At 47.3% G+C, this 26,993-nt stretch carries 11 protein-coding genes; all 11 read right to left on the bottom strand.

All coding sequences use genetic code 11. The features are described 5' to 3' along the window. Window positions 1-22: 22 nt before the first annotated feature. Window positions 23-1,048, bottom strand: a complete 1,026-nt coding sequence (locus C0Q44_RS11205; protein ID WP_105407296.1) for a hypothetical protein — start codon at window positions 1,046-1,048, stop codon at window positions 23-25. Between the two features lie 16 nt (window positions 1,049-1,064). Continuing rightward, entirely contained in the window at window positions 1,065-4,706 is a 3,642-nt protein-coding gene (locus C0Q44_RS11200) for a non-ribosomal peptide synthetase (RefSeq protein ID WP_105407295.1), read from the bottom strand. A 129-nt stretch (window positions 4,707-4,835) separates the two neighbouring features. Continuing rightward, a complete protein-coding gene (locus tag C0Q44_RS11195) occupies window positions 4,836-5,615 on the bottom strand; it encodes an ABC transporter permease (RefSeq protein WP_181150932.1) in 780 nt (259 codons plus the stop codon). Continuing rightward, window positions 5,612-6,592, bottom strand: coding sequence for an ABC transporter ATP-binding protein (locus C0Q44_RS11190; RefSeq protein ID WP_105407293.1), 981 nt, complete (start codon window positions 6,590-6,592; stop codon window positions 5,612-5,614). The genes C0Q44_RS11195 and C0Q44_RS11190 overlap by 4 nt, the downstream gene beginning before the upstream one ends. 93 nt (window positions 6,593-6,685) lie before the next feature. After that, window positions 6,686-7,960: an ACP S-malonyltransferase gene (gene fabD, locus C0Q44_RS11185; protein WP_105407292.1), complete on the bottom strand. Its 1,275-nt coding sequence runs from the start codon at window positions 7,958-7,960 to the stop codon at window positions 6,686-6,688. 30 nt (window positions 7,961-7,990) lie between these two features. After that, window positions 7,991-9,061 (bottom strand): HAD-IIIC family phosphatase, encoded by a 1,071-nt coding sequence (locus C0Q44_RS11180; protein WP_105407291.1) that lies wholly within the window; start codon window positions 9,059-9,061, stop codon window positions 7,991-7,993. Between the two features lie 61 nt (window positions 9,062-9,122). Beyond that, the gene (locus C0Q44_RS11175; RefSeq protein WP_017686948.1) at window positions 9,123-9,356 is read right to left on the bottom strand and encodes an acyl carrier protein; all 234 of its coding nucleotides are present in this window, start codon (window positions 9,354-9,356) and stop codon (window positions 9,123-9,125) included. A gap of 36 nt (window positions 9,357-9,392) precedes the next feature. Then, window positions 9,393-10,244: a 3-hydroxyacyl-CoA dehydrogenase family protein gene (locus C0Q44_RS11170; protein WP_105407290.1), complete on the bottom strand. Its 852-nt coding sequence runs from the start codon at window positions 10,242-10,244 to the stop codon at window positions 9,393-9,395. A 27-nt stretch (window positions 10,245-10,271) separates the two neighbouring features. After that, entirely contained in the window at window positions 10,272-14,075 is a 3,804-nt protein-coding gene (locus C0Q44_RS11165) for an SDR family NAD(P)-dependent oxidoreductase (protein ID WP_258166291.1), read from the bottom strand. Then, a complete protein-coding gene (locus C0Q44_RS30880; protein WP_105407288.1) occupies window positions 13,976-19,279 on the bottom strand; it encodes a type I polyketide synthase in 5,304 nt (1,767 codons plus the stop codon). The genes C0Q44_RS11165 and C0Q44_RS30880 overlap by 100 nt, the downstream gene beginning before the upstream one ends. Beyond that, window positions 19,236-26,975, bottom strand: a complete 7,740-nt coding sequence (locus tag C0Q44_RS11155) for an SDR family NAD(P)-dependent oxidoreductase (RefSeq protein WP_105407287.1) — start codon at window positions 26,973-26,975, stop codon at window positions 19,236-19,238. The genes C0Q44_RS30880 and C0Q44_RS11155 overlap by 44 nt, the downstream gene beginning before the upstream one ends. Window positions 26,976-26,993 lie beyond the last annotated feature (18 nt).

Below are 26,993 nucleotides of genomic sequence, written 5' to 3'. Positions count from 1 at the left end.
TAATCCACACATTATAGCAGAATCACTTGTTGACCAGTGGTTGAGATTCGGTTTCCAGCAGCGTCTCCATGATATCCATTTCCATCTTTTTCAGTTCTCTGATTTTCTCCAACATGGTATCGTACTTTTTGTAAACCCCTTGCTCCATAATAAAATTATTCATGTACATGACCAGATTACGAAGTTTCAAGGCCTCACTAACCAGTTCTTCCAACTGTACTTCCAGCGAAAGATCGGGAAAGAACTCCAGTATGGCTTGAGCAAGCAGTTGTTTATGCTCATAAAGCAAGTGAAACGGATGTAGAGCAAACGGCTCGTTCTTCATCCCTTCTCTCTGCATATCCAGCAACTCAGTCATCTTATCGTATATTTCACTGCCAAGATACCGATGATCCTTTCTCAGAGTGCTACGAACCTGATTATGGTATCCCGTATACTCTTTCAGAATGTCCAACAGATTCTCTTTCGAGAATTGAAGCACCGTCTCATAGTAATATTCACTTGGCTCCTTATATTCATCTGTCTTTTCGATTGCCCATATTCCGTTCAGATAGTCCGTAGACCATTCCGCGTGAAAATTCGAATCTTCAATTACAGTAATCTCATCATAGGGAAGCCATTTCTCACCGTAAAATCCATCCCAGAAATCATGACATAGAAACTCTTTCTTGTCCGAATTGAATCCCGATATGAACACCTCATGCTTACCACCACCCGGAATATTTCTCAGGAAATAAATATACTGATCCTTCTGGATCAGTTCCACAAGAAAATCCTGTAACGACCATTTATTCAGAATTATCTCTCTTTCGTACACCCGTGTGATGAGCATGGGGCATGTCGACATTTTGAATTTGTGCCACGGGTAATACTGTGAGCAGACATCTAATCCATAGCCCCCTTCATCATTGTGATGCAAGATGACCAACAGATAATTATGATAAATCCAGCTGCGTGAGCGATTGTCCATATCCAGCATGGAAAAGAGACTCGCATGATGCGGATAGGTTGTAATTAAAGGTTCGTTGATTTGCAGTGTTTTAATCATGGTCGATCTCCCCTCTTTAACAGCTTATGAAATTATGCTTCTCCAGTTCATAGATGGCTTCCAGCTTACTTGTAACCTTCTTCCACTGATCGCCTGTCACACTCTGCCTATATACGGACTTGGCAAGCACATTGCGCAGATCACTCCAGTGATCCTGCACAGCTTGCACAGCATTAACAAGATCTGCCTGAGGTTCAGATAACCGTTGCATGCGATAGGTTTCGACCTTCTTGGCATTCACAATTTCAACAACGGATTGTAACACAAGTTCTGCATAAGCCAGGTCTGAGCGGCAGTTCTCTTCACCAAGCCGACGCGTTCTCTTCATAAAGGACTGGAGATGATTCATTTCCTGATTCATCTCCTCCGGTGTGACTCGAAGGTTATTCATGAACTCTTCCCGCAGATCCTCCAGTTCTGTAGGATAACCTCCATGAACAGCAGATTCGAGTTCTGAGAAAGCATAGAACGTAGGTAACGCTTCATCCTTGGCATAAAGATGTATAAATCCTTCGTAGGCCTGTACGACATCTTCAAAAGGCATTTCCATGCTCTGATAGGTCAGATTATCCCGATGATCGTGCTCAATCACATGGAATATTTGTCGTTGCAGATCGAAGCCATAGATTAATAGCGAATGGGGCCAATGTACACGTGAATACATGTCTTTTCGCAATGATTCATAATAACAATCCACTCTGATAATGACTGGTCGATTCGAGTGAATGGCCTCAATGATATCCTTCTGCACATCCTCGCAGTAGTTTCTGCATTCATGCTCCAGACCCATCCGCTCCATTAACTGCACATCCGATAGGACAGCTTGGTACTTCGCCTGGAGCAGACCTTGGTGTTCATCATACACATACTGCATTCGGTCGTTAATCAGAACAGGCATGACCCCCAGCCCATAGAGATTCAAGATCGGAAAGAGCGAATTATAGAAGCAGTTTTTGTAGAAAACATCATTAAAGGGTTCTATTCCATCTATAACGACCGTTGATACATGAGAATCATTCGAACGATAATCCGACTGTCCTGTTGAATATAATCTGCCAGCAGATCGAACGATCGAATCCTCCGCTACAACATCATGAACTTGAAAAGAGATATCCCCGTCAGGCTCATAACCTTTGGTTCGTAGCACTTCAGCCAGTGTTGCTATAGTCTCATGCAACATCACTTCTTCTGCTGTGAGCGGAATATTTCGCTTCTCCATGTTGGCTTCCAGTTTGATAACATTTAGTGAGTGCCCTCCGATTTCGAAGAAACGGGCATGAATGTCAATCTCCCTCAATTGCAGCAATTCCGACCACATTCCTGCCAGCAACTGCTCCCATGGGTCACCCGGAAGCGTAATCTCCTTCTCCCCACCCTGGACGGATAAGGGCTCAGGAAGAGCCTTTCGATCTATTTTTCCATTGGCTGTATATGGCAACTCTTCTAGCAGAGTGTATGTGGAAGGCATCATATATTCGGGTAACTCTGCCAGCAGGAAAGCACGTAATCGTTCCAGCGCAATACGCTGATTATTGGTAACGGTGTAATAGGCGCATAACAAGGACTGCCCATCCTGATCTGCACGAACCGTGACTGCGGCAGCCGAGATATCCGGATATTGTAGCAGTCGATTCTCGATCTCACCAAGCTCAATCCGGTAACCACGTACCTTCACCTGGAAATCGGAGCGACCAAGATACTCTACATCTCCATGCGTGGTAAAGCGTGCCAGATCCCCCGTTTTGTACATGTACGAATTCTCATGAAACGGGTCCTTAACAAACATTGCAGCAGTAAGCTCAGGTCTGTTCCAGTATCCTCTCGCCACACCATCCCCGGCGATACATAGCTCTCCTGTTGCCCCTACCGGCATATGCCGATGCTGCTTGTCCAGAATATACATTCGGGTATTCGCAATGGGCTGACCAATGGATATCGCAGACGTAACCGAAAGTTCTTGGACACTTGACCATACCGTCGTTTCCGTGGGACCGTACATATTATAGATACGAGCCGAAGTCATGCCCGAAATCTCTTCATACAATGCATGAGGCAGAGCCTCTCCCCCGATCATCAGAATTCGAAGCCTGTCCCAGACAGGAGAATCTTCTGTAAGCCCGATCTGGAGCATACGCAGACGGGAAGGGGTAATCTGTAATACTTCAACGTTGTGTGTAAGGATCAACCCGGCGATGCGACTCGGGTTCATCTGATCCTCCTCCTGCGCCATCACCAGAGTTAGACCATTAGCCAGTGCCCCGAGAGTCTCCAACACAAAAATATCAAAGGAGATTGTGGTCAAGGCGAGAATCCGTTTCCCGGATTCAAAGGCAACCCGGCGAGAGACGCCTTCCACGAAGTTCCGTAAGGCCAGGTGCTCAATCATCACACCTTTCGGCCTGCCTGTGGACCCGGATGTATAGATCAGGTAAGCCAGCTGTTCCAAAGAAACTTCAGGTAATGGTGTCTGGGGGTCATCCCGCTGTTCCATGAGGGAGATATCTATCGTTTGACCATTATATTCAAGTGAATTGCTAAGTTCATTATGGGTCAGCAGGACGGAGGACTGGCTATCCTCCAACATGAACTGCAGGCGATTCTCCGCATACGCGGGGTCCAGAGGCATATAAGCTGCCCCAGTTTTGAGCACAGCCAGCATAGCCACTAACATTTCTTCCGAACGCGACAACAAAATCCCGACAATGATACCTGCATCTACGCCTTGAGTCCGCAGATGTCTCGCAAGCCGATTCGACTTGTAATCCAGTTCCCAATAGGTAAGGGTGTGATCCCCGCATAATACTGCGGGGACATCTGGATGATGTACAGACCAGAATTGAAACATCTGGATTACCGTATGATCGTTAGAATAATGTACTTCCGTATCATTGAGTTGCTGAATAAGCTGAGATTCCTTTAATGAGAGCAGATTCACTTGATGTAGATCGTGATCAGGTCGTGCCGCACAGTACGAGAGAACACGAGTCAGGTGATCCGTAATCTGTTCAATGATTGCTTGTGAGTATAACGCGGCATTATATTCCACCCTTAGTGCCAGGCCCGTGTCGGTCAGTTGAAACGAGAATTGCATTTCGGCATCATGCCCAGCCTCCACCGAACTCTCCTGCATGTTATCCATCCGGACTACGGTTGCCATTCTTGGCATAGTATCTCCATCGTGCCCAAGTAACTCAAGGATTTTCTCCAGGGAAAGATGACTGAACTTTTTGGCTGTACCCACAGTACTCCTGAGTTCAAGAACCAATTCTTTGAACGAACGTTCTTTTCCAAAATCGATCCGAATGGCACTCAACTGCACTGTATCCATTGCACCCGAAGGAGCAGGAATACCTACAGTAATATCATCGCTGTCCAGATAACGGTGTAATACATACATCACACCTGCTAGAAGAAGGATAAATGTCCCTGACTCAGAGCGCCCGGTAATGCGGAAGATCGAATCTGAGATAGCCGGGGAAAAAGTAAAGTTCATCACCTCATGAATCTGCTCACTTGATGCGCCCCTGTTTTTCTCCCCGGGAAACATGCTAAATTGAAGGTCTCCCGAGAGCTGATCCAGCCAGTACTGCTTCTCCTCTTCAAACTTCCGGCTGGATAATAGCAAATTTTGCATGAATGCACCCTGTTCTGCTGTCAATTTGCACGCCTCCCATCCTTTTTGGGGTTATGAACAATCAGATCAGGTTGAGCCCTTTTTTCTTCGCCATGTTCTCTACCTTACGGAGCATAAATATAGAAATGATCGTATATGAGATGGCAAAAAAGATTAGAATACACCATTCCATCCAGATCGGAGCCAGAGGCACCCAATCGGTTTTGAAACTGTAATACCGGACCATATCATACCCCACGTATAAGGCAGGAGATACGCGATCCAACGGACGACTGCCGGAAACTGATCCACAGGAAAATAAGCACCTGCTACAAATTCGAACATAATAAACAGAATACCAACTATGGAGGAGACCTGGCGGTAGAGGATGCCTAGTAAAGCGATCATCACACCAAGTGCCATTAATGCAACGATGACCACAAGGCAGGTAAACAATATCATCATGGATTCAGCAAAGTTGAGACCCGCATATAGCACAAGCAGAATGTACATGGGTATGAACACAATGACATTCATTATTGCACTGGCTACAACGGTTCCCACATAATACGCGTAACGAGAAATCGGATTACAGTATAGATATTCCAGTGTTCCGTTATGAAGATCGTTCGTTACGGCACCCAGCGGAGCATTCAAAGCCACTCCGTAGAATAGCCATACCAGAATAGCACCCAAGTAAAATATGAACAGATTATCTCCTTGTAATATGTTCTCTCCCTCGTACACCACGAACGTGGACATTAACAAGAAGAACAGCACCCGCAGTCCCAATTGCAGGAAGTTACCGAAGAAGTTCGGCAAGTATCTCACAGCAATCTGTAATTCCTTAATGGTCGTTGCCCATACGACGGTGAGAAATCCGGTAGGTTTCCCCAGCGTTTGCAACTTTACACTTTCCTGACCTGTACCGGTCTTAGCGTATTCAATGCTCACTGTTCTCTGCCTCCTGCCAATGCGTACTCTAATTGATCATCGGACTTCACATAGAGCTGGACAAATAAATCTTCGAGGGTCAATTGCCTGTGCTGGATGGTCGTATGGATATTTCCTTCTTTTAATTCGTTAATGACCGCACCCATTCCGTCATACAGGTTGCTGATTCCGAAGGAAACGGTATCTTCTTCCTCACGAATGGTCGTTGAAGCTACCTCTGGAAGCGCGGTGATTCTCTCCTGAATGGCCGGGGGCAAGTCTGATCTTGGAATGTCAATGAATTCAACCGCCCCCAGATTGGATTTCAGTTCGGCAATGGTCCCTGTTTTGAGAAGTGTGCCTTTACGCATCAGAGATACTCGATCGGTCATGTCCTCCACCTCTGTCAGTATATGAGAGGTCAAAATAATGGATTTGCCCTCATCTCGAACATAACTCTTAATAAACTCGCGCACACGTCTGGAGATGACAGGGTCCAAACCTTTGGTTGGTTCGTCCAGATATATCACTTCAGGATCATGCAGCAGGGCTCTCATGATAACTACCGTTTGTTTCTGTCCTCCCGATAATTGCATGAATTGTTTGTTCAACTGCTCAGAGAAATCGAGGTAGGTACTTAATTTGTCAATTTGGTTAGATATCTCTACCTTGCTCAGTCCGGTTAATCGCCCAAAAAACATCAGATTCTCCCGTACAGTTAATCTGGCATATGCGGATCGTTCGGTATCTTGCCCCACATATCCAATTAATCGCCTGATGTAATTTGCCTCCGTATCCAGGTTATAGCCTCCGATATTCACATGGCCTGAGTCCTTGGTAAGCAGGGTAGCCAGAACCTTGATGAATGTGGTTTTACCTGAACCGTTTGTGCCCAGAATCGTATGGATCTCACCCTTGCGAAGCTCAAAGGACATGTTATCCAGTGCCAGGTGTTTGCCATACGATTTGGATACGTTCTCCGCGTATAGTACTCTCACTTCATTTTCCCCCTTTATGTATTGCATGGATTGCATCATTGCTGAATTGGAGGACGAACACGCTAGTTACAGCGTACTCGCCCTCGATTCTTCTCACTTCACAGCGACAGCTTCATGCACCTGAAACTCCGCAAGTTCATAGTGATGTCCCGTATCATCAATGATATGATTCAACCACTGATTTCTTTCTTTCACAGGTAACTTTTTCGTTTCGAAGATACCTTTGAGCAATTCCAGCGCTTCAACCATTTGCTCTTTCGAGGGCTTATCCCCCGAACTTTCAACCTGCTCCTGAATAGCCTGAATTCGTTTGTAGCGTTGAACAACGCCTTGTTGATACTCCGCTTCATCCCAGTTCTGATTCGGTGTTGCTACTGCGATGGCCAGGCATTTGGTAATGACTGTAGGTATTCCTTTTTTCTTCTTCGCGTCCGTTTCAAATCTGCTAATCAGTTTCTGCCGCTCTGCCTTTTCACCAAAACAGAGTGAGTTTATGTCAGGACAATTTGTTTTGGTTAATTTGTTCAGTACATTCTTGGGTCCCATTTCAATGGCAAGCGTAACACCAAAGCGTTCAAGATATTGTAGAATACGTGTCCACTGCACGGGTTTGACCATTTGTTCTGTCAACAGCTTCGGAATACGCTCCGAATCACCATAAGGCTGACCTGTGACATTGGAAAGAACCGGCCACTTGAACATATTGTATGAATACTTTGCCAATTCCCGACCCAGCTGCTCCGCATCATCCGCCATTAGCGAACTATGAATGGGCGCACTGGACATCAACGGAGTCACCTGACCATCTGCATCCAGTACAGCTGCTTCGATCTCCTCCAGTACGTATTGATGTCCCGATACTGCGACCTGTGAAGGCGAATTATAACAGGAGACCACCGCCACCCCCTGTTCCCCGCTGTACTGCTCACAGAGTTGTTCCACCAGAGGTGCATGAATATTGTCCATAATGGTCATCGAACCTGTACCCCGATCAATATGAATCTGCATCAACGCACCGCGCAGTCTGGTAATACGAACCGCATCGGCAAATGTCATCGCCCCTGAACATACAAGCGCCGAGTATTCACCCATACTATGGCCCGCACAGAACTGCGGCCGAATACCGACTTCTTCCATATATACTCTGAATGCAGCCACATTCGTTGCAAGTAAGGCAGGCTGCATATTCTCTCCCCGATTCAGTTCAGAAAGACTGCCTTCAAAGCACAGCTTTGCCAGGTTTACGCCTGCAACATCACTTGCTTCCTCGAACGTTTGCTTGGCAATACTATATTGATCATAGAAACTTTTGCCCATGCCTACATATTGAGAACCTTGTCCAGGAAACAGAAGTGCTATTTTTTCCATGTCATAACCTCCATTTATAGTGTGGTTGTTCTAATTTTCAATAATGTTCAGGTCTATATATGAAGGAATTTTCTGAATATAGCTCATATCATGTTCAAAAATGACAAGATCCTCTTCCTGATAGATCTCTTTGAAGCCGCCGAATTTGTAAGTAAGGTACATCATTCGATTACGATCCGTCATTTTGAATTCAGCACGAATCTTCACCCCTGCTTCTTTGGCCTGCTCCAGAATATAATTCATGAGAATAGTACCTACACCTCTCGACATCACCCTGCAGGACATTAACAACAGCTTTACGGTCCAGTACTCCTCTTCCATCTCCAGCAACGCCAGCCCGATTTTCCCGTATGCTCCGTACTTGTCTTCCAGACCTGTAATGAGCAGCTTGTGATTGGGGGATTGGCTAAGTCGTTCCAGATCCTCATAAGAATAGGTGTATCCTGTTGTATTCAATTGATGGGTTCGCACCGTCAGCTCTTCTGCACGCTGCAGATCATCTCCCTTGAGGGGAGATATCGTAAATACCATCCCAAGGGAAGCCAGGAAATCGTCTTTGGGTCCTGTAAACTCATCTTCAGCCTTATTGCGGATCTCATCACTTTGGTACATCAGTCGACGAAGTCTGGAATCCTCTGTAATAAAGCGGGGATTCATGATCTCCATGTCAGGGATGCTCAGATAATGGGCTGCATCTATGCATCGAACCTCGGGAAGTTCAAACTGAACCTCTTCCAGTTCAAACATCTGATCATCCACAAAAGCAACCGTATTCGCTCCGATATTAATGGAAGTAATAATGGATTGAATGGAACTTGATTTGGCATTCCAATGGATCTGCGGATACAGGAAGTATTCATGAATACCAAATTGCTCCAGCTTGTCCATGGCTGTCTGATAATCATTTTTACTGGAAATGGATTGCAGAACCCCACGTTCGTCCAGCGTACGGATCACGTCGGTTATTCCCTCTTTCAGAACGACGTTCTCGTCTTCCAGTAAAACACCTTCCCAAATGGTATTGTCCAGATCCCAAACAACCAGTTTCACCTTCTCTTGCTTTTGCTTGTCCATTACCGGACTTACCGATGGATCACCCATATCTGAATCCCTCCTAGGCATATTGTATATAAAACATACGGCAGCATTACTGGCAGGCGGTCTAGGCTGTCTTGCGTTCGATTAGTTCATTGATCTTGTTCAATGTGCGGAAATTACTCAAATCCATATCCTGAGTCTCGATGCGGATGTTGAACTCCTTCTCCAGAAACATCACCATCTGCATAGCGAACAAGGAGTTTGCGAAACCCAATTCAAAAATATCTTCATCATCCTGAATTTCACGCTTGCGATAGAACCGACTGAGGAATGTTTTCACTTTGACTTTGGACTCCATACCCGATCACCTCATATATAATTTGTAGTGGATAATTTATAGAATCATGTGCTCAAAAAAACCTTGACCGCTCTTCTCGCCCAACAACCCGGCATCTACCATCTTGCGAAGCAAGGGACACACTCTGTACTTGGGGTCCTGATAACTTTCATAGAGTACATCCAGTGAATGAACTACAGTATCCAGACCAATCAGATCCGCTGTGCGAAGCGGGCCCATCTTATGTCCAAAACACTTTACAAATATGTCATCAACCTCTTCCGGTGAAGCTACCTGATCCTGAACGACAAAGGCCGCTTCGTTCATCAGCAGATGGGAGATTCGGTTGGACACGAACCCAGGATAATCCTGAACCAATATGGCTTCTTTGCCCATCGTATGTAACAGGGCTTTGGTCGCTTCAATCGTCGTTTCCGAGGTGTGATAACCCTGGATAGCTTCGACCACAGGCTTCAACGGAACCGGATTCATAAAGTGTACACCGATCACCTTGTCCGGACGTTTCGTAATGGCGCCAACTCGTGTAATTGAGATGCATGATGTATTTACCAGATAAATACATGAATCCGGGCAACTGTCCTCCAGACGTTCATAGACTTCTTTTTTCACATCCCATTGCTCAGGTACATTCTCTACAATAAAATCAGCATCTCTTAACGAATCGTAATGTGTTGTGAACTCCACACGCGAGAGCACAGTGTCCGGCTCCTCCGTTTCGATATGCTTGTTATAGAACGCGGAAAATCGGATACTTGTTAACAGCTCGCTTCTGGCCTTGTCCAGAATTTCGTCACTAACGTCGATCAATACCACGTTGTGCTTGGACTGAGCAAGGTTCTGCGCAACCCCTTTACCCATGACTCCTGCTCCGATAACGCCAACCTTCATTTCTATCAACGCCTCTCCGCAATCTGGCTAGAAATTAAAATTCACTTCTTCTTCTGTATCATCTGTGACTTCCCTGACACGATCCAGTTCAATATCATAGATCAACGTATCAGGATATTCCGAGATGATCTCCAGAATTCTCACATAATCATTGGCTATATGCACGGCTGTTTCCGGACGGAACAGACGGGTGTTGTACTCCAGAATCAACTCAATCGTACCTTCACGTTCAATGGCATCAAGTGCCAGATCGAATCTTGAAATTCCACCGTCATAATCGAATAACGTACCCTTAAAGTCCTGTATCTCTCCGGTGTACATACCTACATTTTGCAGTGCAAAATACACATCGAACAGTGGATTTCTGCTCGGATCACGTGTGCTGTTCACAAGCTGGACAAGTCGGTCAAATTGGCAATCCTGATGTGCAAAAGCCGATAAGGTGCGCTGCTTCACATCTAGCAGAAACTCCCGGAATGAGGCAGCAGGTACAGGTTCATTTCGCAGAACAACTGTATTTACAAACATGCCGATCGTAGCATCAAAGTTTCCATGTTGGCGGCCTGTTACAGGTGAGCCAATGATCATGTCGCTCTGGTTCGTATATTTATGCAGCAGGACATTCAAGGCTGACAGAAGCAGCATGTATAATGTCGTTCCTGTCTGTCCACCGAGCTTGGCAATTCGGGCAGTGAGCTCTCCATCCGTATAGAAAGTCAGCTTTGCTCCATCATAGGTTTTTCGTTCGGGCCGCGGAAAGTCTGTCGGGAGATGCAGTGTTGGCAATGACCCCTTCAACGTTTCCAGCCAAAATGCTTCCTGCGCCTTGATGGTATCCGATTGCATGTAGTGGTTGTGCCACTCTGAGTAATCCCTATACTGGTAAGGGATATCTGGAAGAGGTGAACCACTGTACAGTGACGTAATCTCGTGCATCATAATATCCATGGACATGCCGTCTGTAATGAGATGATGTACATCGAACATCAGTAGATGACGTCCATCGTCCAATATGCCAACAAGCATGCGAATCAGCGGTGCAGCTTCAAGATCAAATGGCCGAACAAACTGTTCTACCTCATGCCCTACCTCTTCCATTCCCCGAATGACATTCGGCAACGTTTCGATGGTAAATTCAACATCCTCGTGAATTCTCTGAATCGGCTCCCCATGCTCCCAGTGGAAAGAAGTCCGGAACGATTCATGACGACGGATCAGCGTATTCATATACTCGTTTAACTTAACCGGATCAAAATCTCCTTCCATAATCAGCGCTTTATTCAGGTTATAGCTGATATTGTCAGGGGCTTGGGTACAAAGGAAAAATATCCGTTTTTGAGCCGATGACAACGGGTAACTCTCCTTCTTCTCTGCATGAGTGATGGATTGCTGCCCAATTATTGCATCCTCCGACTCTTCCAATGACTCCAGGTAAGCTGCAAGGCCCCAGACCGTCGGATATTGCAGTACATCCGAAGGGTTAACTTGTATTCCCGTTTCTCTGTAAATATCCGATGCCATCTTGAGCCCAATGATGGAATCTCCGCCATATTCGTAGAAATCATCATAAAGGTCGAGTTCCTTAATCCCCAGATGCAGTGACCAGATCCGGGAAAGCGTCTGTTCCATTTCTGTATATTGGCCATCATTTCGCCCATGAAGTGTGATCTCTTTGATCATCGTCGCTTGCTTCATCTTCACTTCGGCAATCACATGGGCACTTTTCTCCTGAATGGTACTGTATACTTCCTTGGACATCATCATAGACATGTCATCGACATAAGCCATATATTCGGAGTCGTAATTGAGTTCTCCGATAATGGACCGATCCACTTCACGCTGAAAGGCCTGATCAAAAGCCGATAACGCGGAATCCGTTAAAATGGATTTGAACACCATGTCATCATTCACGCCAAAATCCTTAGCCATCCCGGTCTCTTTCCATGCCACCCAATTGATCGTTAACGTTCGTCCACCCTTACGATTTCGATAGGCTGCATAGGCATCGAGATAGCTATTCGCCGCTGAATAATCGCCTTGACCCGGCGAACTGAACAACGTTGAAGTGGTTGAAAACAGGACAAGGAAGTCCAACTGCTCATGGGCCGTGGCCTGGTCAATGTTCCAGGTCCCTTGAACTTTCGGCAACAACACACTGTTGAATGTCTGTGCATCCTTGGATGCCAGAAACCCTTCACCCGCTACGCCGGCGCCATGAACAACGCCATCGATCTTGCCATAACGGTCTCTGATCTTCTCCATAAACAACGTAACTTGTTGCAGCTCACTCGTATCTACGCTGTAACTAACTAATGTGGAACCTTTACTTTCAATGGATTGAATCCACTTGATTCTGCTACATTGCCCCTGGTCCTTGCCTTCTTGCAAAATCTCTGACCACTGATCCCGTTCAGGGAATTCAGATCTGCCCGCAAGAATTAAGGTGACGTTGTGTCTATCGGCAAAATGTTCTGCGAATGCTCGACCAATGCCGCCCATGCCACCGGTAATCACGTAGATTCCCTTCTCTTTAATGCCTACGTTGGAGAGCTCGGCTCCCACGAGATCTGTCTTCCTGAACTCTTCCATATATCGATGACCATCCCTGTAAGCAGTGGAGTAGAATACGTCATCTGCATTCATCGCATTTAGCAAGAAGGAAATATTCGTGTGATCGTCGATATCCATGGCTCTGCATTCCAGCTGAGGATGCTCCTGTCCAATCGCTTTGCCAAGACCGAACATGGTTGCATATTCAGGAACAAGACGTGGTTCGTGACCGTTAACATCATGAACATATTGGGACAACAGTACAATGCGCATTCGGTTGCGCAACCCCGCACTCGCGATGGCCTTGGTCAGATAAAACAAACTGTGTACACCTCGGGATAAGGCAGCCTCCAACTCCTCTGGATTTACGGCTGCAGGATGTCCATCGACTGTAAAGGCATGAACAATTTGATCAATTCTGTGATTCTTCGTAGCCTTCAACAATTGCAGATATTGTTCTTCCGAACCATCCAGCTGATAATGAACCGGAGAGATTTTGGCATACTCGGTGCCCAAAGTAACTTCAATGACATGAGATCCACGCTCTGCAAGTCCTATGGAGAGGCTCTCACATAACGGGAGCGTTCCCTTCAGTAACAAGACCGTTTGCGGATTCGGGATGATCCGTTCCGGTATAGATCCTTTCACCCAGCCAATCGTGTAATGCATATTGGCTTCTTCTTTCTGTAAGGCTGGCGATGGAACCACAATTCGTTCTGGAATCTGAATCCAACAACGATTTCGCTCATATGGATAGGTCGGGAGATGTATTTGAGCTGTTTCCTCAGCCTTATATAATCTGGACCACAGAATGTCAGCACCTTGTGTATACAGGTTGCAGAGTTCCTGAATGCTCTCTTCCCATTCCCCCTCGCTCATGTGATCCAACACCGTTTCTGCTTGCCCATTTAATTCGCGAAGCTTCCTTTCCGTCAATTCACCAGCACCGGCTTCTTTCGTTTCGGGTACCATTCGATGTTCAGAAGCATAGGCGAGTGGCGGTATGATCTCACTAAATGGGAGTCCAACCAGCTTGTTCAGTCTGGATACTAGGTCACCCCTGTCTGTGAAAGGAATGGCGACCCGCAACTTGTAATGTCCTCTCCCCCGTGCGGCTGTGCTACACATACTTAACAAATCCGGCTCATTCTGATCATTCAGGTAGTCACGATAGGTCGCGATCAGCCTGGACAAAGAATCCCTGCTTTTAGCCGAAAGAGGCAGAACATAAGGTCTAGATTCGTCCTCCAAGACAAGTTCGTGTGCAGGGGCCTCTTCCAGGATAACGTGACAATTGGTTCCGCTAATCCCGAATGCACTAATTCCGCAACGTCGTGGCCCTTCCCCGATTCCCACGCACGAAGGCGGGTATTCACATAAACGGGTGAATTGGAGAACTCAATGATTCGATTAGGACGATTAAAGAACAACGTCGGCGGGAGCTTCTTCTCACGAAGTGCCATGACTGCCTTGACCAGACTAATAATCCCGGCAGCCTCCGAGGAATGACCCAAGTTCGTCTTGATGGAACTAACCGCACAGAATTGCTTGCGATCGGTATAACTCGACAGTGCATTGGATATGCCCTTGATTTCAATCGGATCTCCAAGTGTCGTTCCAGTACCATGCGTTTCGATATAGGTAATCGTCTCAGGTTCGACACCTGCATCTTCCATAGCCGATATGATTACCTCTGTTTGCGATGCTGGATTAGGCGCCGTAATACCTATGGAACTGCCATCCTGATTCACGGCTCCTCCCTTGATAACAGCATGGATAGAATCATGGTCATCCAAGGCCTGTTGAAGTGACTTCAGCAGCACAACAGCGACCCCTTCTCCAATCCCTGCGCCATCCGCTTCATCATCGAAAGCCTTGGAGCGATTATCCGTAGACTCAATTCCGAGCTTCATATTCTCATCATCAACCGGGCATAGGTTAATCTTGATTCCACCAGCCAGTGCATAATCGCATTGTCCGCTGCGGATCGCCTTGCAGGCCATGTCCACAGATACCAGAGAGGAAGAGCAAGCCGTATCTATAACCATGCTCGGCCCCTTCAGATCCAGTAAATACGAGATCCGGGCAGACATCATTGCTGTCAGGTTACCCACCATGGAACTTGATCCGCTTCCAGGATCAACTTCATACAACAGACGTGCATACAGGTCCCTCAATGTTGCCGCATATCCCAGATAAACGCCCGTTTTGCTCCCACTCAGTTTCGATCCTCCATATCCTGCATCCTCGATAGCTGTCCAGGCGGATTCAAGGAATAAACGCTGGTTGGGGTCCATGAGACTTGCTTCCTTGGGCGATAATCGAAAGAAACCCGCATCGAACTTGTCTATTTCCTCAAGATAAGCATTTTCGTTGTATTTCATCTGTCCCTGATCGTGTCCTGTGAAGTCAAAGTGCTTGTCAATATCCGCTTTTCTGGATTCCGGGAAAGATCGAACCAGATCCGTGCCATTGACAAGATGTTCCCACAGTTCCTCCGGTGTAGAAGCAAATGGTACATTGACAGCCATGCCAATAATCGCAATATCTCCATTCCTGTCGGTGACAGGTCTATCCTTCAGCTGCAAGGCCGGAGATGGACGTTGATCTTTCGTCGTCTTCTCACGGATAAACCTAGCCAGATGGTGGACATTGGAATACTCGAATAGGTCCGTAACACTGATAGAGTCAGGAAAAATCCGTTCGATCTCTCCCTGGATTTTCATCAGCAGAATGGAATCTGCACCCAGTTCAAAGAAATTATCGTGAATATCAATTTGATCAAAACCCAGAATCTTTCTGCAACATTCTGCCACGCTTTTTTCTGTATCACTGAACTCATGGTTGAGGCTCCCGATCAAGCTTACTTCCCCGGATGAATGAGCTACTGCTGCACGTGCCTTGGCTGCTTTTTCCTGCTTCTTTTTCTCCTTGTGTACATCAAGCTGTGCAGTCAGTATGGGCGAGAGCAGTACTCCTGATTTCTCCAGCAGAAAGACTCCACCATTTTCGTAGTTGAGATAACCAACAAGCGCCCTCGGCACACGGTTTAACAACATCTCTTCCAAGCCTTCAATGGCTTGACCGGTTGGCAGGGTCTTGAAAATGGTATCAATGGTGAATCCACCTTCAAGCGCCATGCCGGTTTCCTTCCATGTCGTCCAGTTCACAACATGTGTCCTTCTGCCAAGCTTGTTCCGATATTCCCCATAAGCATCCAGATAAGCGTTGGCCGCTGTGTAATCTCCTTGAACAGCCCCGCTGAACATGGTCGCTACCGAAGAAAAAAGGATGAAGAAGTCCAGCTTATCTTCTTGGGTAAGCTCATCCAAAATACGTGTACCCCGTACCTTCGGGTTAAAAATACTTCTGAACTGGTCATCCGTGCGATGTATCAATAGATCAGATCTACCGATTCCTGCACCATGGATCACACCACGAATGTTCCCATGTCGTCGGCGTAGATCTTCTATAATTGGAGTGATTTCTTCTTTTTTGGAAATGTCAGCGCTATATATTTCAACGAAAGCACCCATATCTTCAATATCACGAATACCCTGGATTTTCCGGCATATGGACTGATCCTGTTGAGCCTGCAAGATCCTCTCCCATTCATTACGGGGCGGAAGGGCTGTTCGATTAATCCAAGCCAGATGTACATTGGCCTTGGAAGCCAAGTATTTGGATACTTCGATCCCGATGCCGCCGGCACCACCAGACAAGATGTATACACCGTCCGAATGAAAGACAATGGGTCGTGTATCCTCGTTACCTGACTCTGTATTAGGGAGAAATGGTCCAAATGACTCTACATACCGTCGCCCATTACGAATAGCGATAAGAAAATGTTCTGTACTCCTGAAGATTAGTTGTACAACTTCTGTGTTCAGTGTGCTATCTTCCAGATCAATAACCCGGCATTGCAAATTCAGATGTTCCTTACGTATAACTTTGGCAAGACCTACAAGTGGAGCGAACTCGGGACGAAGGACTTGTTCTTCTCCAGTGACATGATGAACCTGGTCGGTCAGAATTACGATGTCCATGTTATGCTCAACGCCGTGTCTGGTCAGGGCACGAATCAGATAGAACAAACTGTAGACACCGCGTTCCTGTAACTCGCTGTGCTCTGACAGATTCTGTTCAGTAACACCTGAAGAAAAGGTTGGAGCAACAATCACTTGTTGCCATGACACTGGATCGAGAGCATTTAGTAATGCATCAAAGTGCTCCTCTTTCACCCCAATTCGGAAATCGAATGCTCCCCTCTGTTCAAAGTGTTCTCCCGGACAAACGGTAATCACTTTCTTGCCCGTTTGTTGCAAGTGAACTACGAGAGAGGCTACGTCTTCGTCATCACCCGTGAAGAGTACGATCGTCCCCTCAGAATGGGGTTCCATGTGATCGGATACTTCTTCCTCCAGTTCACTCCATGTGAGGGAGTACAGACCACTTTCTTGTTGAACATTCTCCTCTACGGACACGTTTCCCATATCGATCCAGCATTTCTGCGGATCAAAAGGATAACCGGGAAGAGGCACGGTTAATGTGCGCTTGTTCTCATAGAGACGCCACCAATCCACAGAAGCACCTTGTACATAAAGGGTACATAAGCGTTCCAAGTTGAGATCGGCCTGTTTCGCCTGATCCAGTTCCTGCTTGACTTCTTCACTCAAAGCACGAATGCTTTTTAGTGTAATATCATTCGGCTCGGAAACTGCCCGATTATCATTAATCAGTCGATGCTCCCCATATCGGAACCAGGATGCAGTGAATGTATGGACATCCTGAGTCATAACCTGACCTAGCTTATACTGCAAATCCGTTACATTCTCTGCCAGTATGATCATGCGATGAGCATAATGGCCACGACAAGCATTGGCTGTTCGACATACATCCAGTAATGAATATCTGCCAATGGATGCAGATATCATATTCAGATTCTGCTCTACCAAAGCACGGATGCCATCATCCGAACCTGCAGATAACGTGAAAGGATGGAGTTGTGTCTGCGGATGATCCGTTGCAGCCGCTTCCGCCGGAACAGGAGCTTCTTCCAGCACCATATGACAGTTGGTTCCACTCAAACCAAATGTGCTTATGCCACACCTGCGCGGCTCTGCACCTCGCTCCCAATCTCTTAATCTTGTATTCACATATACCGGTGAGTTCTCAAAATCAATATTCAGATTCGGACGATTAAAATGAAGAGTGGGTGGAATTTTCCGATGGTACAGCGACATAAGCCCCTTGATTAAGCTCGCCATGCCTGCTGTTTCATACAGATGACCCACGTTGGTTTTGACTGAACCGATTGCACAGAACTGCTTTTTATCCGTATGCTTTCGAAATGCGCGTTCCAGTCCCTGTATCTCTATAGGGTCGCCCAGATTAGTACCTGTTCCATGGGTTTCGATATAGGCAAGGGATTCAGGATGAATGCCTGCCCGTTTCCAAGCCTCCTCGATCACCTCTGATTGAGCGACCGGATTAGGAGCCGTTATACCCATGGACGTTCCATCCTGATTCAAGGCGATACCTTTGATGACACCATAGATGTGATCGCCGTCCTTTTGCGCCTGACGAAGCGGCTTCAATATTACAGCAGCTACGCCTTCTCCCATCCCCGAACCATCCGCTTCAGTATCAAATGCTCTTGTCCGGTAGTCCGTAGATTCAATACCTATTTTCAGAAAATCACTGTCCACTGGCAAAATATCGAGCTTGACTCCTCCAGCAATTGCCATATTACAATCCCCGTTCATCAGCGACTTACAAGCCAGATAGACGGCTACTAACGAAGAAGAACATGCTGTGTCCACCACCATAGTTGGACCCTTTAGATTGAGCAGATACGAGATTCGCGTTGGAAGCATCGAAGCGATATTGCCCGTCATCGCGATGGACAACTCTTCCGGATTCACATCCTTAATCATTTCTTTATAGTTGTTGCTATTGGCGAAACCGGTGAATACTCCGGTATTACTTCCTGCCAGTCGTTGTCCACCATACCCAGCGTCTTCAATGGCATGCCATGCCGTTTGCAAAAATAAACGATGGCACGGGTCCATCAAGCTGGCTTCTTTCGGTGATAGACGGAAGAACTTGTAATCAAATTGATCCACTTCTTCCAGAAAAGCACCATCCAAATACTGAAGAAATTCCTCCGAATAGCCGCTTAGTCTCAGGTAATCGTCCGTCACCGATTTCCGATCAGGAGGGTAATCGCGAATACAATCAATGCCCTGTTCAACAATGTGCCAGTATTCTTCCGGATGGTTAGCATGAGGAAACTTCAGGCTTATGCCTATAACGGCGATGTCCTCCTGATCATTCGCTTCTTCCTGTTTTAGCAGATTAATGACCTGGATCCCCGTCACTTTGTCAATCTTGCCGGAGGCTATGTTCTCAACAACATGTTTGTAGACTTTCTCCACAAGCTCACTCCCCTGGCCGTATTTCATCCAAACGATGAAGGATGTCATCGACAGATACTTCCCCGTCCTGCAACTTGTCCAGCATATCGCTTAACGATTCATTCCAATCTCCACCCTGTTCGTCTGAACCGGATGTGATCTGTGCGGCTTGCGCCACTGGCTGCTCATGCCCTGCAATGTAACTGCTAAGTTTGTCGACAGTCGTATATTCGAACAGATCAACCAGCTTGACTTTATTAGGAAAATGGCGCTCCAGTAACTCGTGCATCTGACCCAGCATGATCGAGTCTCCGCCTAATTCGAAAAAACTGTCATAGATATTGATCTCGCTGAATCCGAGTACCGAACCAAAGATCTTGGCAATGAGATCCTCTGCATCGCTGTACACTCCTTCACTGGTTCTTCCATCCAGCGTGACTTCTGCATAGCTTGTCTTGTTCTCACTTTCTGCCAAAGCCGTGTTCTCACTGGCAAGTGATAACAAATCCTCAGACAGCCTTACGGCAACCTGAGACATCATGCCGAGCATCTCGCTTTCCCGATTGATCTCCCCGACGATGACCCGATTCATGGTCATGCCCAGTGCACGCTCAAGCCACATTATGCCTTTATCCGTAGGAATTGCAGAGAATACTCCATCCACATTAATTCCATATCGAACACCCATACCAGTATCCCGCCATGTGTTCCAGTTGAGGGTTAACGTACGTTTGCCAAGCTTGCTTCGATATGCGGCAAACGTGTCCAGATAAGCATTGGCAGCAGCATAGTCACTCTGTCCCGGAGCGGCAAACAACGAAGAGATCGTTGAGAACAACAGGAAGAAATCGAGATGATCTTCAAAAGTGACTTGATCCAGCGCCCATGTTCCCCGTACTTTGGGATTGAACACGGCGGCGAACTGTTCCTCCGTCTTGCGAATCAGCGTTCCTTCACCGGGAACACCCGCACTGTGAACGATTCCCCTAATGGGACCATAAGTCTGACGAAGGTCATTGAACACCTCACGCAGCCTCTCCAGATGCCCAATATCCACTTGATAAAATGAAAATGCAGTGCCCTTCTTCTCCAGATCCATCACTCGGACTATCGTCTCGCACAGTTCCGGGTCTTGGTTGTCTTCAAGCCGTTCACTCCACTGTTCACGCGGGGGGAACAGCGAACGGCTAAGCAGAGCCACATGCCCTGCTCCCTTGTCGGCTAAGTACTGAGCAACTTCCAGTCCAATGCCTTTCGTGCCTCCGGTGACTACATATACTCCATCGTCATGAATGTCTATCGGGTTGCTGACAACCGTCTCATTATCCAACGGCTCAAACTGTTCCTCATATCGGTTACCGTCCCGGTAAGCAACAAGATACAGTGGGGACTTTCGGCCGATCTCTTGCAGAACATCTTCGGCTGAGGTAGCGTCATCAATGTCCACAAACGTGCAGGAGATTCCCGTCAGTTCCTGGCCTATAACCCTGCCCATCCCCATAAAAGGTGCTTGATGTGGCTGTATACTTCGTTCACTGCCTGTCACTTCATTCACATAGTCAGCCACGAGCGTAAGACTCACCCCACGTTCATAGCCCACATGCGCAAGTGCCTGGGTGAGATACATTAAGCTACGAGCCCCCAGATGCTGAGTCATTTCCAACTGTTCAACACTCTCAGGGAATATCCCTTGTCCAGTCGTCGCCATATGAATGATATGGGTGAACCGATGCTCTGATTGGAGCCGTGTCAACAAGTCCTCATACGCCTGCTTATGTGGACTAATGTGGTAATAATGTTCCTTACCTGAGGAAGAATCACCCTCAGACCCAATCTCTACTTGTATGACCTTCCGACCTGCAGAAGTTAATCTGTCATATATGGACGATGAGAGTGACGTTTTCCCCATGAACATTAGCACATCTCCAGTTCCGTTGGAGATCCAGGACGTCTCGGAATCGGATGGGGTATTGATCCATCGGATGACATGGAAAGGCTGTTCCATTCGTTCCACTGTCACCGGAGCGACATCTGGTATTTCCAGCCAGTGTGTCTTACGCTCAAATGCATAGAGAGGAAGCCGGACTTTACGGAATGAATGTTCATCATCCCCACGTATTCGCGGCCAATCAGCTCCTGCTGCGTAGAGCTCTCTTATCTGGATCAGCAGAGAATCGTTGGTGTACAGACTGTCCTTCCAGGAGGATGCTACTTGCTGAATATCCTCACTCATACTGTCCTTCTGAAATAAGGTAAGATCATCTGGACGTCTGAATCCATCCGTGCCTGATACCAATCGATGTTCACCATATTGATAAAAGGCAGTTCCATTCGGTTCGGACTGCTCCCAGAAACGAAGCTGATTCAGCTCGTTCAGACGGGAGATGAGCTCCGTCGTCGTTCTAACCGAAAAAATCAGCCGATACGGATAGTGACTGCGTCCCGCCTGCACCGTGTGACAGATGTCCCTCACATCCATTTGCAGTAGCTTCGTACTATATGCACAATAACGAGCGATAAGTTGCTGCAAGCTCTCCCGTGTTTTGGCAGACAGCATGAAGAACTGTGGATGATAACGGGAAGCATTGTCCTGCAAAGCCTTTTCTTCGTAGTCTACAGGTGGTTCTTCCAGCACAATGTGCGCATTCGTCCCACTCATGCCAAACGCGCTGACACCTGCCCGACGCGGATGACCTTCAGTCTCCCATTTACGGGTAACGGTGTTGACGTAGATGGAAGAATCATGAAACGGAATATTCTCATTCGGGCGATTGAAGTGAAGGGTTGCAGGCAGCTCCCTGTTCTTCAGCGCCAGTGCCGTCTTAATCAGTCCGACGATCCCGGCAGCCTCAAGCAGGTGGCCCATATTGGTTTTGACAGACCCGATGGCGCAAAAATTCTGTTTGTCTGTATATGCACGAAATGCGCTTGTCATACTGTTCACTTCAATCGGGTCACCCAAAGGCGTGCCTGTTCCATGAGCTTCGATATACCCGATGGTTCCCGGGTCTATGCCTGCATCTTCCCATGCCTTGCGAATGACTTCTTCCTGAGCCGCCGGGTTCGGCGCAGTCATGCCAGCGGAACTGCCGTCCTGATTGGATGCAGATCCCTTGATGACCGCATAGATGTGATCCCCATCCTGCTTGGCTTTCTCGAGCGGTTTAAGCATCACTACTCCAATACCTTCACCAAATCCGGTTCCTTCTGACTCTTCATCAAATGCGCGGGTAATTCCATCCATGGATTCCATGCCGATTCCCATTCGTGTATTCGTGTGATGGATCGGCATCGTATGAATCTTGATTCCTCCGGCTATGGCCATTTCACATCTGCCGCTGCGGATGGACTGACATGCTGCATCCACAGCAACAAGGGAAGACGAACATGCCGTATCCACGACCATCGAAGGCCCTTTCAAATCCAGCATATAAGATACTCTTCCAGAGGTAACGGCAGCTGTATTCCCCACCATTGCACTGGAGAGTAGCGTCGGATTCGTCTCATAAATGATGCGTGAATACATGTCTCGAATATTCGGTGAGTATCCAACGAACACCCCGGTTTGACTTCCACTGATCTCATCTATGCATCCGGCATCCTCGACCGCTTCCCAACATGCCTGCAAGAAGAGACGTTGGTGAGGGTCCATCAAACTGGCTTCCTTGGGAGATAATCGAAAAAAGGCGCTATCGAATTTATCAATTTCATCAATATATGAACCCTCGACTAAAGCAACACTCCCTGGAGGGAACTGCTTATATCGAATATAGCGTTCAATGGCATCCCTGCGTTCTGCAGACAATTCTGTTCTGCAATCGATCCCATTGCGAATGTTATCCCAGAATTCATCGGTCGTATTGGCATTAGGCAGCTTTACGGAGATACCAATAATAGCAATATCATGTTCAGTGACCTCCACCGCTGCATGAGATATGGTGTTGCTGCTTCCCTTGCGCTTGTCCACCAGAAAGCGTGCCAATTTGAAGACAGTTGCATGTTCAAACAGGTCTGTAATCATAAGAGAGCCTGGATCAAGCAGTTCCAGTCTGGCATGCATCGTTTTTAACACAAGGGAATCGGCTCCGAGTTCGAAGAAATTTTCGTGAATGTTAATTTCCTCAAAACCCAGTACCTGTCTGCAAACATCAGCGACACGTCGCTCTGCTTCGGTATAGTCTTCTTTTTCTTTCCCCGTGAGTACAACCTTTCCCGTTCGATACGTTGCTGATCGGCTGGGAGCAGAATCTACCCTTGGCTTGCTCATGTCCTTCATTTTCTTCACACGCTCAAGCAAATGATGTGCAACCCGGACTCCGGAACGTTCCAGTAGCGAAATCCCTCCACCATCTATATTCAATTCTCCGATGATCACCCGATTCACTTTTTGAGTGACAACGTCTGCAAGCGCAGTGATTGCCTGTTCTGGCGAGATGGTCTTAAAGATGGTGTCAACCGTGAATCCCGAACGGGCAGCCATCCCGCGATCCTTCCATGTCACCCAGTTGATCGCAAGTGTATGAAATCCCTGTTTGGAGCGCTGGGCAGCGTAAGTGTCCAAGTATGCATTGGCTGCCACATAATCCCCCATTGTCAGGGCACTGAACGTTGTCGCGATAGAGGAACATAGCAACATAAAGTCGGGTTGGTCTTCCCGGGTAAACTGATCAAGCAGCCATGTACCCCTGATCTTGGGAGACAGCGTCCGTTCCACATCAGCTTGTGTCTTCTGATCTGTGGGCTGTCCACTGCCCGCTCCTGCACAGTGCACAATACCACGTACAGGGCCATACATTTCTCTGATCGTTTGGATCGTATGTGCAAGGCGCACCTCGTCTGATACGTCCACACTGAAATAAGATACTGTTGCTCCTTGGCTTTCAATCGTGTGTATCTCATGAATAATCTGTTGAACAGCGGTCTCGACTTGAACATTCTTCTGAAGCATCGGCCATTGTTCCCTTGCTGGCACTTCTGTTCGTCCCAACAGGGCAATCCGTACCTTGCCATGACCAGCCATCCATCTGGCAATCTCCGATCCTATGCCTCCGGCACCACCAGTTATGATGTACACTCCATCGTCTTTCAGTTTCCAATCCATGCTCACTCGTGCCTCTAAGTCCCATTCATCCAGTTGTTCAACGTAACGTACCCCATTCCGATAGGCAGAAAATTCGTTGGAATGGATCCTACTGTTGAATAATTCAGGAATAGATTCCAGAGTTACATGTTCATCCTTGTCAATGCATTGACAGCGGATATGCGGATATTCCTTTCCAATGACTTTGGCCCATCCCGTTAATGCTGCATGCTCTGGGTACAGTTCAGCTTCCTCTCCCGTCACATGATAAGCCGTTGTAGTCGCGATTGTGATGTGAAGAGGTCCGGGCACCTCCCTCCGTACAAGCGACTTAACCAGTCTGAACAGGCTCAGAGGACCCTCTAATTCCGCCTGGGAGAGCTCCTCCAGATTACGCACCCGCTTCTTTGGAACTGAATTCAAGAGATGAATGATCCTCGTAATATCTTGGGAGGGCAGAGCATCTATCAAAGAGTCGTAGCCCTCTTCTGAAGAGAGATCCACGGTCCCGGAGAGGCCCTCCATGGTAGCAGTGGCTCCGTCCATCGTGACGGAGATCAGTTTCTGTCCCTGATTTCGTATTACTTTTTCCAGTCCTTCGCCTTCCCTGTCATCCCCTCTTCGCAACACCAGCGTGACACCCTCATGGATAGGCAACTCCGCTTCATCCAGCTCGGTCGGTTCGAGTGAAGCTGGAATCCAGCGTGTCCGGTACATCGTGGGATTCAACTCATCTGCTTGACGTTGATCTTGCTCCGAATCCCAGTCCAGCCAACATATATGGGGTTCAAACTTGTATGCCGGGATCGTTATTCTGCGAACAGATTGCTCTCTGTATAACTCATCCCAGCTCACATCGGCTCCGTTGACATACAAGCCACTAATGGCTTCTAACAGGGCATCTCTCGGGTGAAGGTGTAATTCGGAGAGCCATACCTGAGCTTCCTGGGCAAGTCGCTTAACTTCCTGCTCAGTAATTTCCCCTGTACCGCGCTCGAACTCCCCTGCACCAGCTGTAATAATGCGATGTACGCCCGTATGCACACCATTTAATTTAAGCCCCGAAACGTCACTTCCATCTAATAACAAGCTCAACTTTCTCTCCAAATCTTTGCGATCACTGTAAGTCATAGCCACCCGGTGAGTGTAATGTCCCCTTCCGGTATTGGCAGAGTATGATAAATCGGCCACTGAAATCTCAGGATCGGAGAGTAATAACTCCTGATAGGCTTGCAGCAGCCTTCTCAAGCTGGACGCGCTTTTGGCTGATATCGTCAGAATCTGTGTATCTGGAGGCGTCGAAGTCGTTATTTTGTGAAAAGGTGGTGCCTCTTCCAACACGATATGACTGTTGGTTCCACTCAAACCAAATGCACTGACAGCGCATCTGCGCGGTGTCCCTCCAGCTGGCCACATTCTTGTCTTCGTATTGAGATACACCGGAGAATCCTCAAAGTTAATTTTGGAATTGGGACGCTGAAAATGAAGTGTGGGAGGCATCAAGCCTTCCCTCATCCCCATGATAACCTTGAACAGAGAAGCCATCCCGGCTACACAGTCCAGATGACCAACATTGGTCTTCACCGAACCAATCGCACAGAACTGTTTCTTGTTCGTGAACTTCTGGAATGCCCTGCGAATTGCTTCAAACTCAATAGGGTCTCCCATGTCTGTTCCTGTACCATGCGTTTCAATGTAATTCAGCGTTTCGGGATCAATTCCCGCATTTTTCCATGCCTTCACCAACAATTCTGCTTGTGAAGCGGTATTGGGAGCAGTGATACCGACAGAAGTTCCATCCTGATTCACTGCACTGCCTTTAATTACTGCATAGATATGATCTCGATCCCTGAGCGCTTTGTTCAAAGGTTTGAGCATAATAGCTGCTGCACCCTCACCCCAGACTGTGCCATCCGAATCGGCATCAAATGCCTTCACTTTGCCATCTGGTGCTTCCACCCCAAGCCTATTTCCCTCGTCCAGAGGAAACAGGCGTATCTTCACCCCACCAGCAACAGCCAGATCACAATCCCCATTTCGAATCGCCTGAGACGCGAGATGAATGGCTACGAGAGAGGATGAACAGGCTGTATCGAGACAGAGGCTTGGCCCCTTCAGATCCAGCAAGTATGAAATCCGGCTGGCCAGAATAGAAGCCAGATTACCCGGAACAGCACTGGCATCTGCGTGAGGATCCAAATCAGTGATTAGCCTTTTGTAGTCGTACACTTCATCGTTACGAAATCCAACATATACGCCCGTGTTGCTTCCTTTGAGTTTCCCGCCTCCATATCCCGAATCTTCAATGGCATGCCACACCGTTTCAAGAAATAACCGCTGATTCGGGTCCATTAGAGAAGCTTCTCGGGGAGACATATTAAAGAAACGATAGTCGAATTGGTCAATATGATTCAGAAATCCGGCTTGGGTATACGAAACCGACTCTCCCCGCGTCTTCATATAGTAATCTGCAAAAGATTGGCGTTCAGCGGGAAAGTGTCCGATACTGTCGATACCATTAATTAAATTTTTCCAATAGTCCTCAATTTCCTCTGCACCCGGGAATCTGCCGGACATACCAATGATAGCAATGTCCTTATTGGAGACACTTTCGATATCGACCGATTCCGCCGCGGGTTCCAGGAGATCATCCAGTTTAATGCTTCCCATCAGTCCTTTTCTCATTTCGCTCTCCTTTTCAGT

It is taken from the genome of Paenibacillus sp. PCH8, assembly GCF_002968835.1.
Taxonomy (GTDB): Bacteria; Bacillota; Bacilli; order Paenibacillales; family Paenibacillaceae; genus Paenibacillus.
This window is presented reverse-complemented; position numbering and strand designations above follow the sequence as displayed.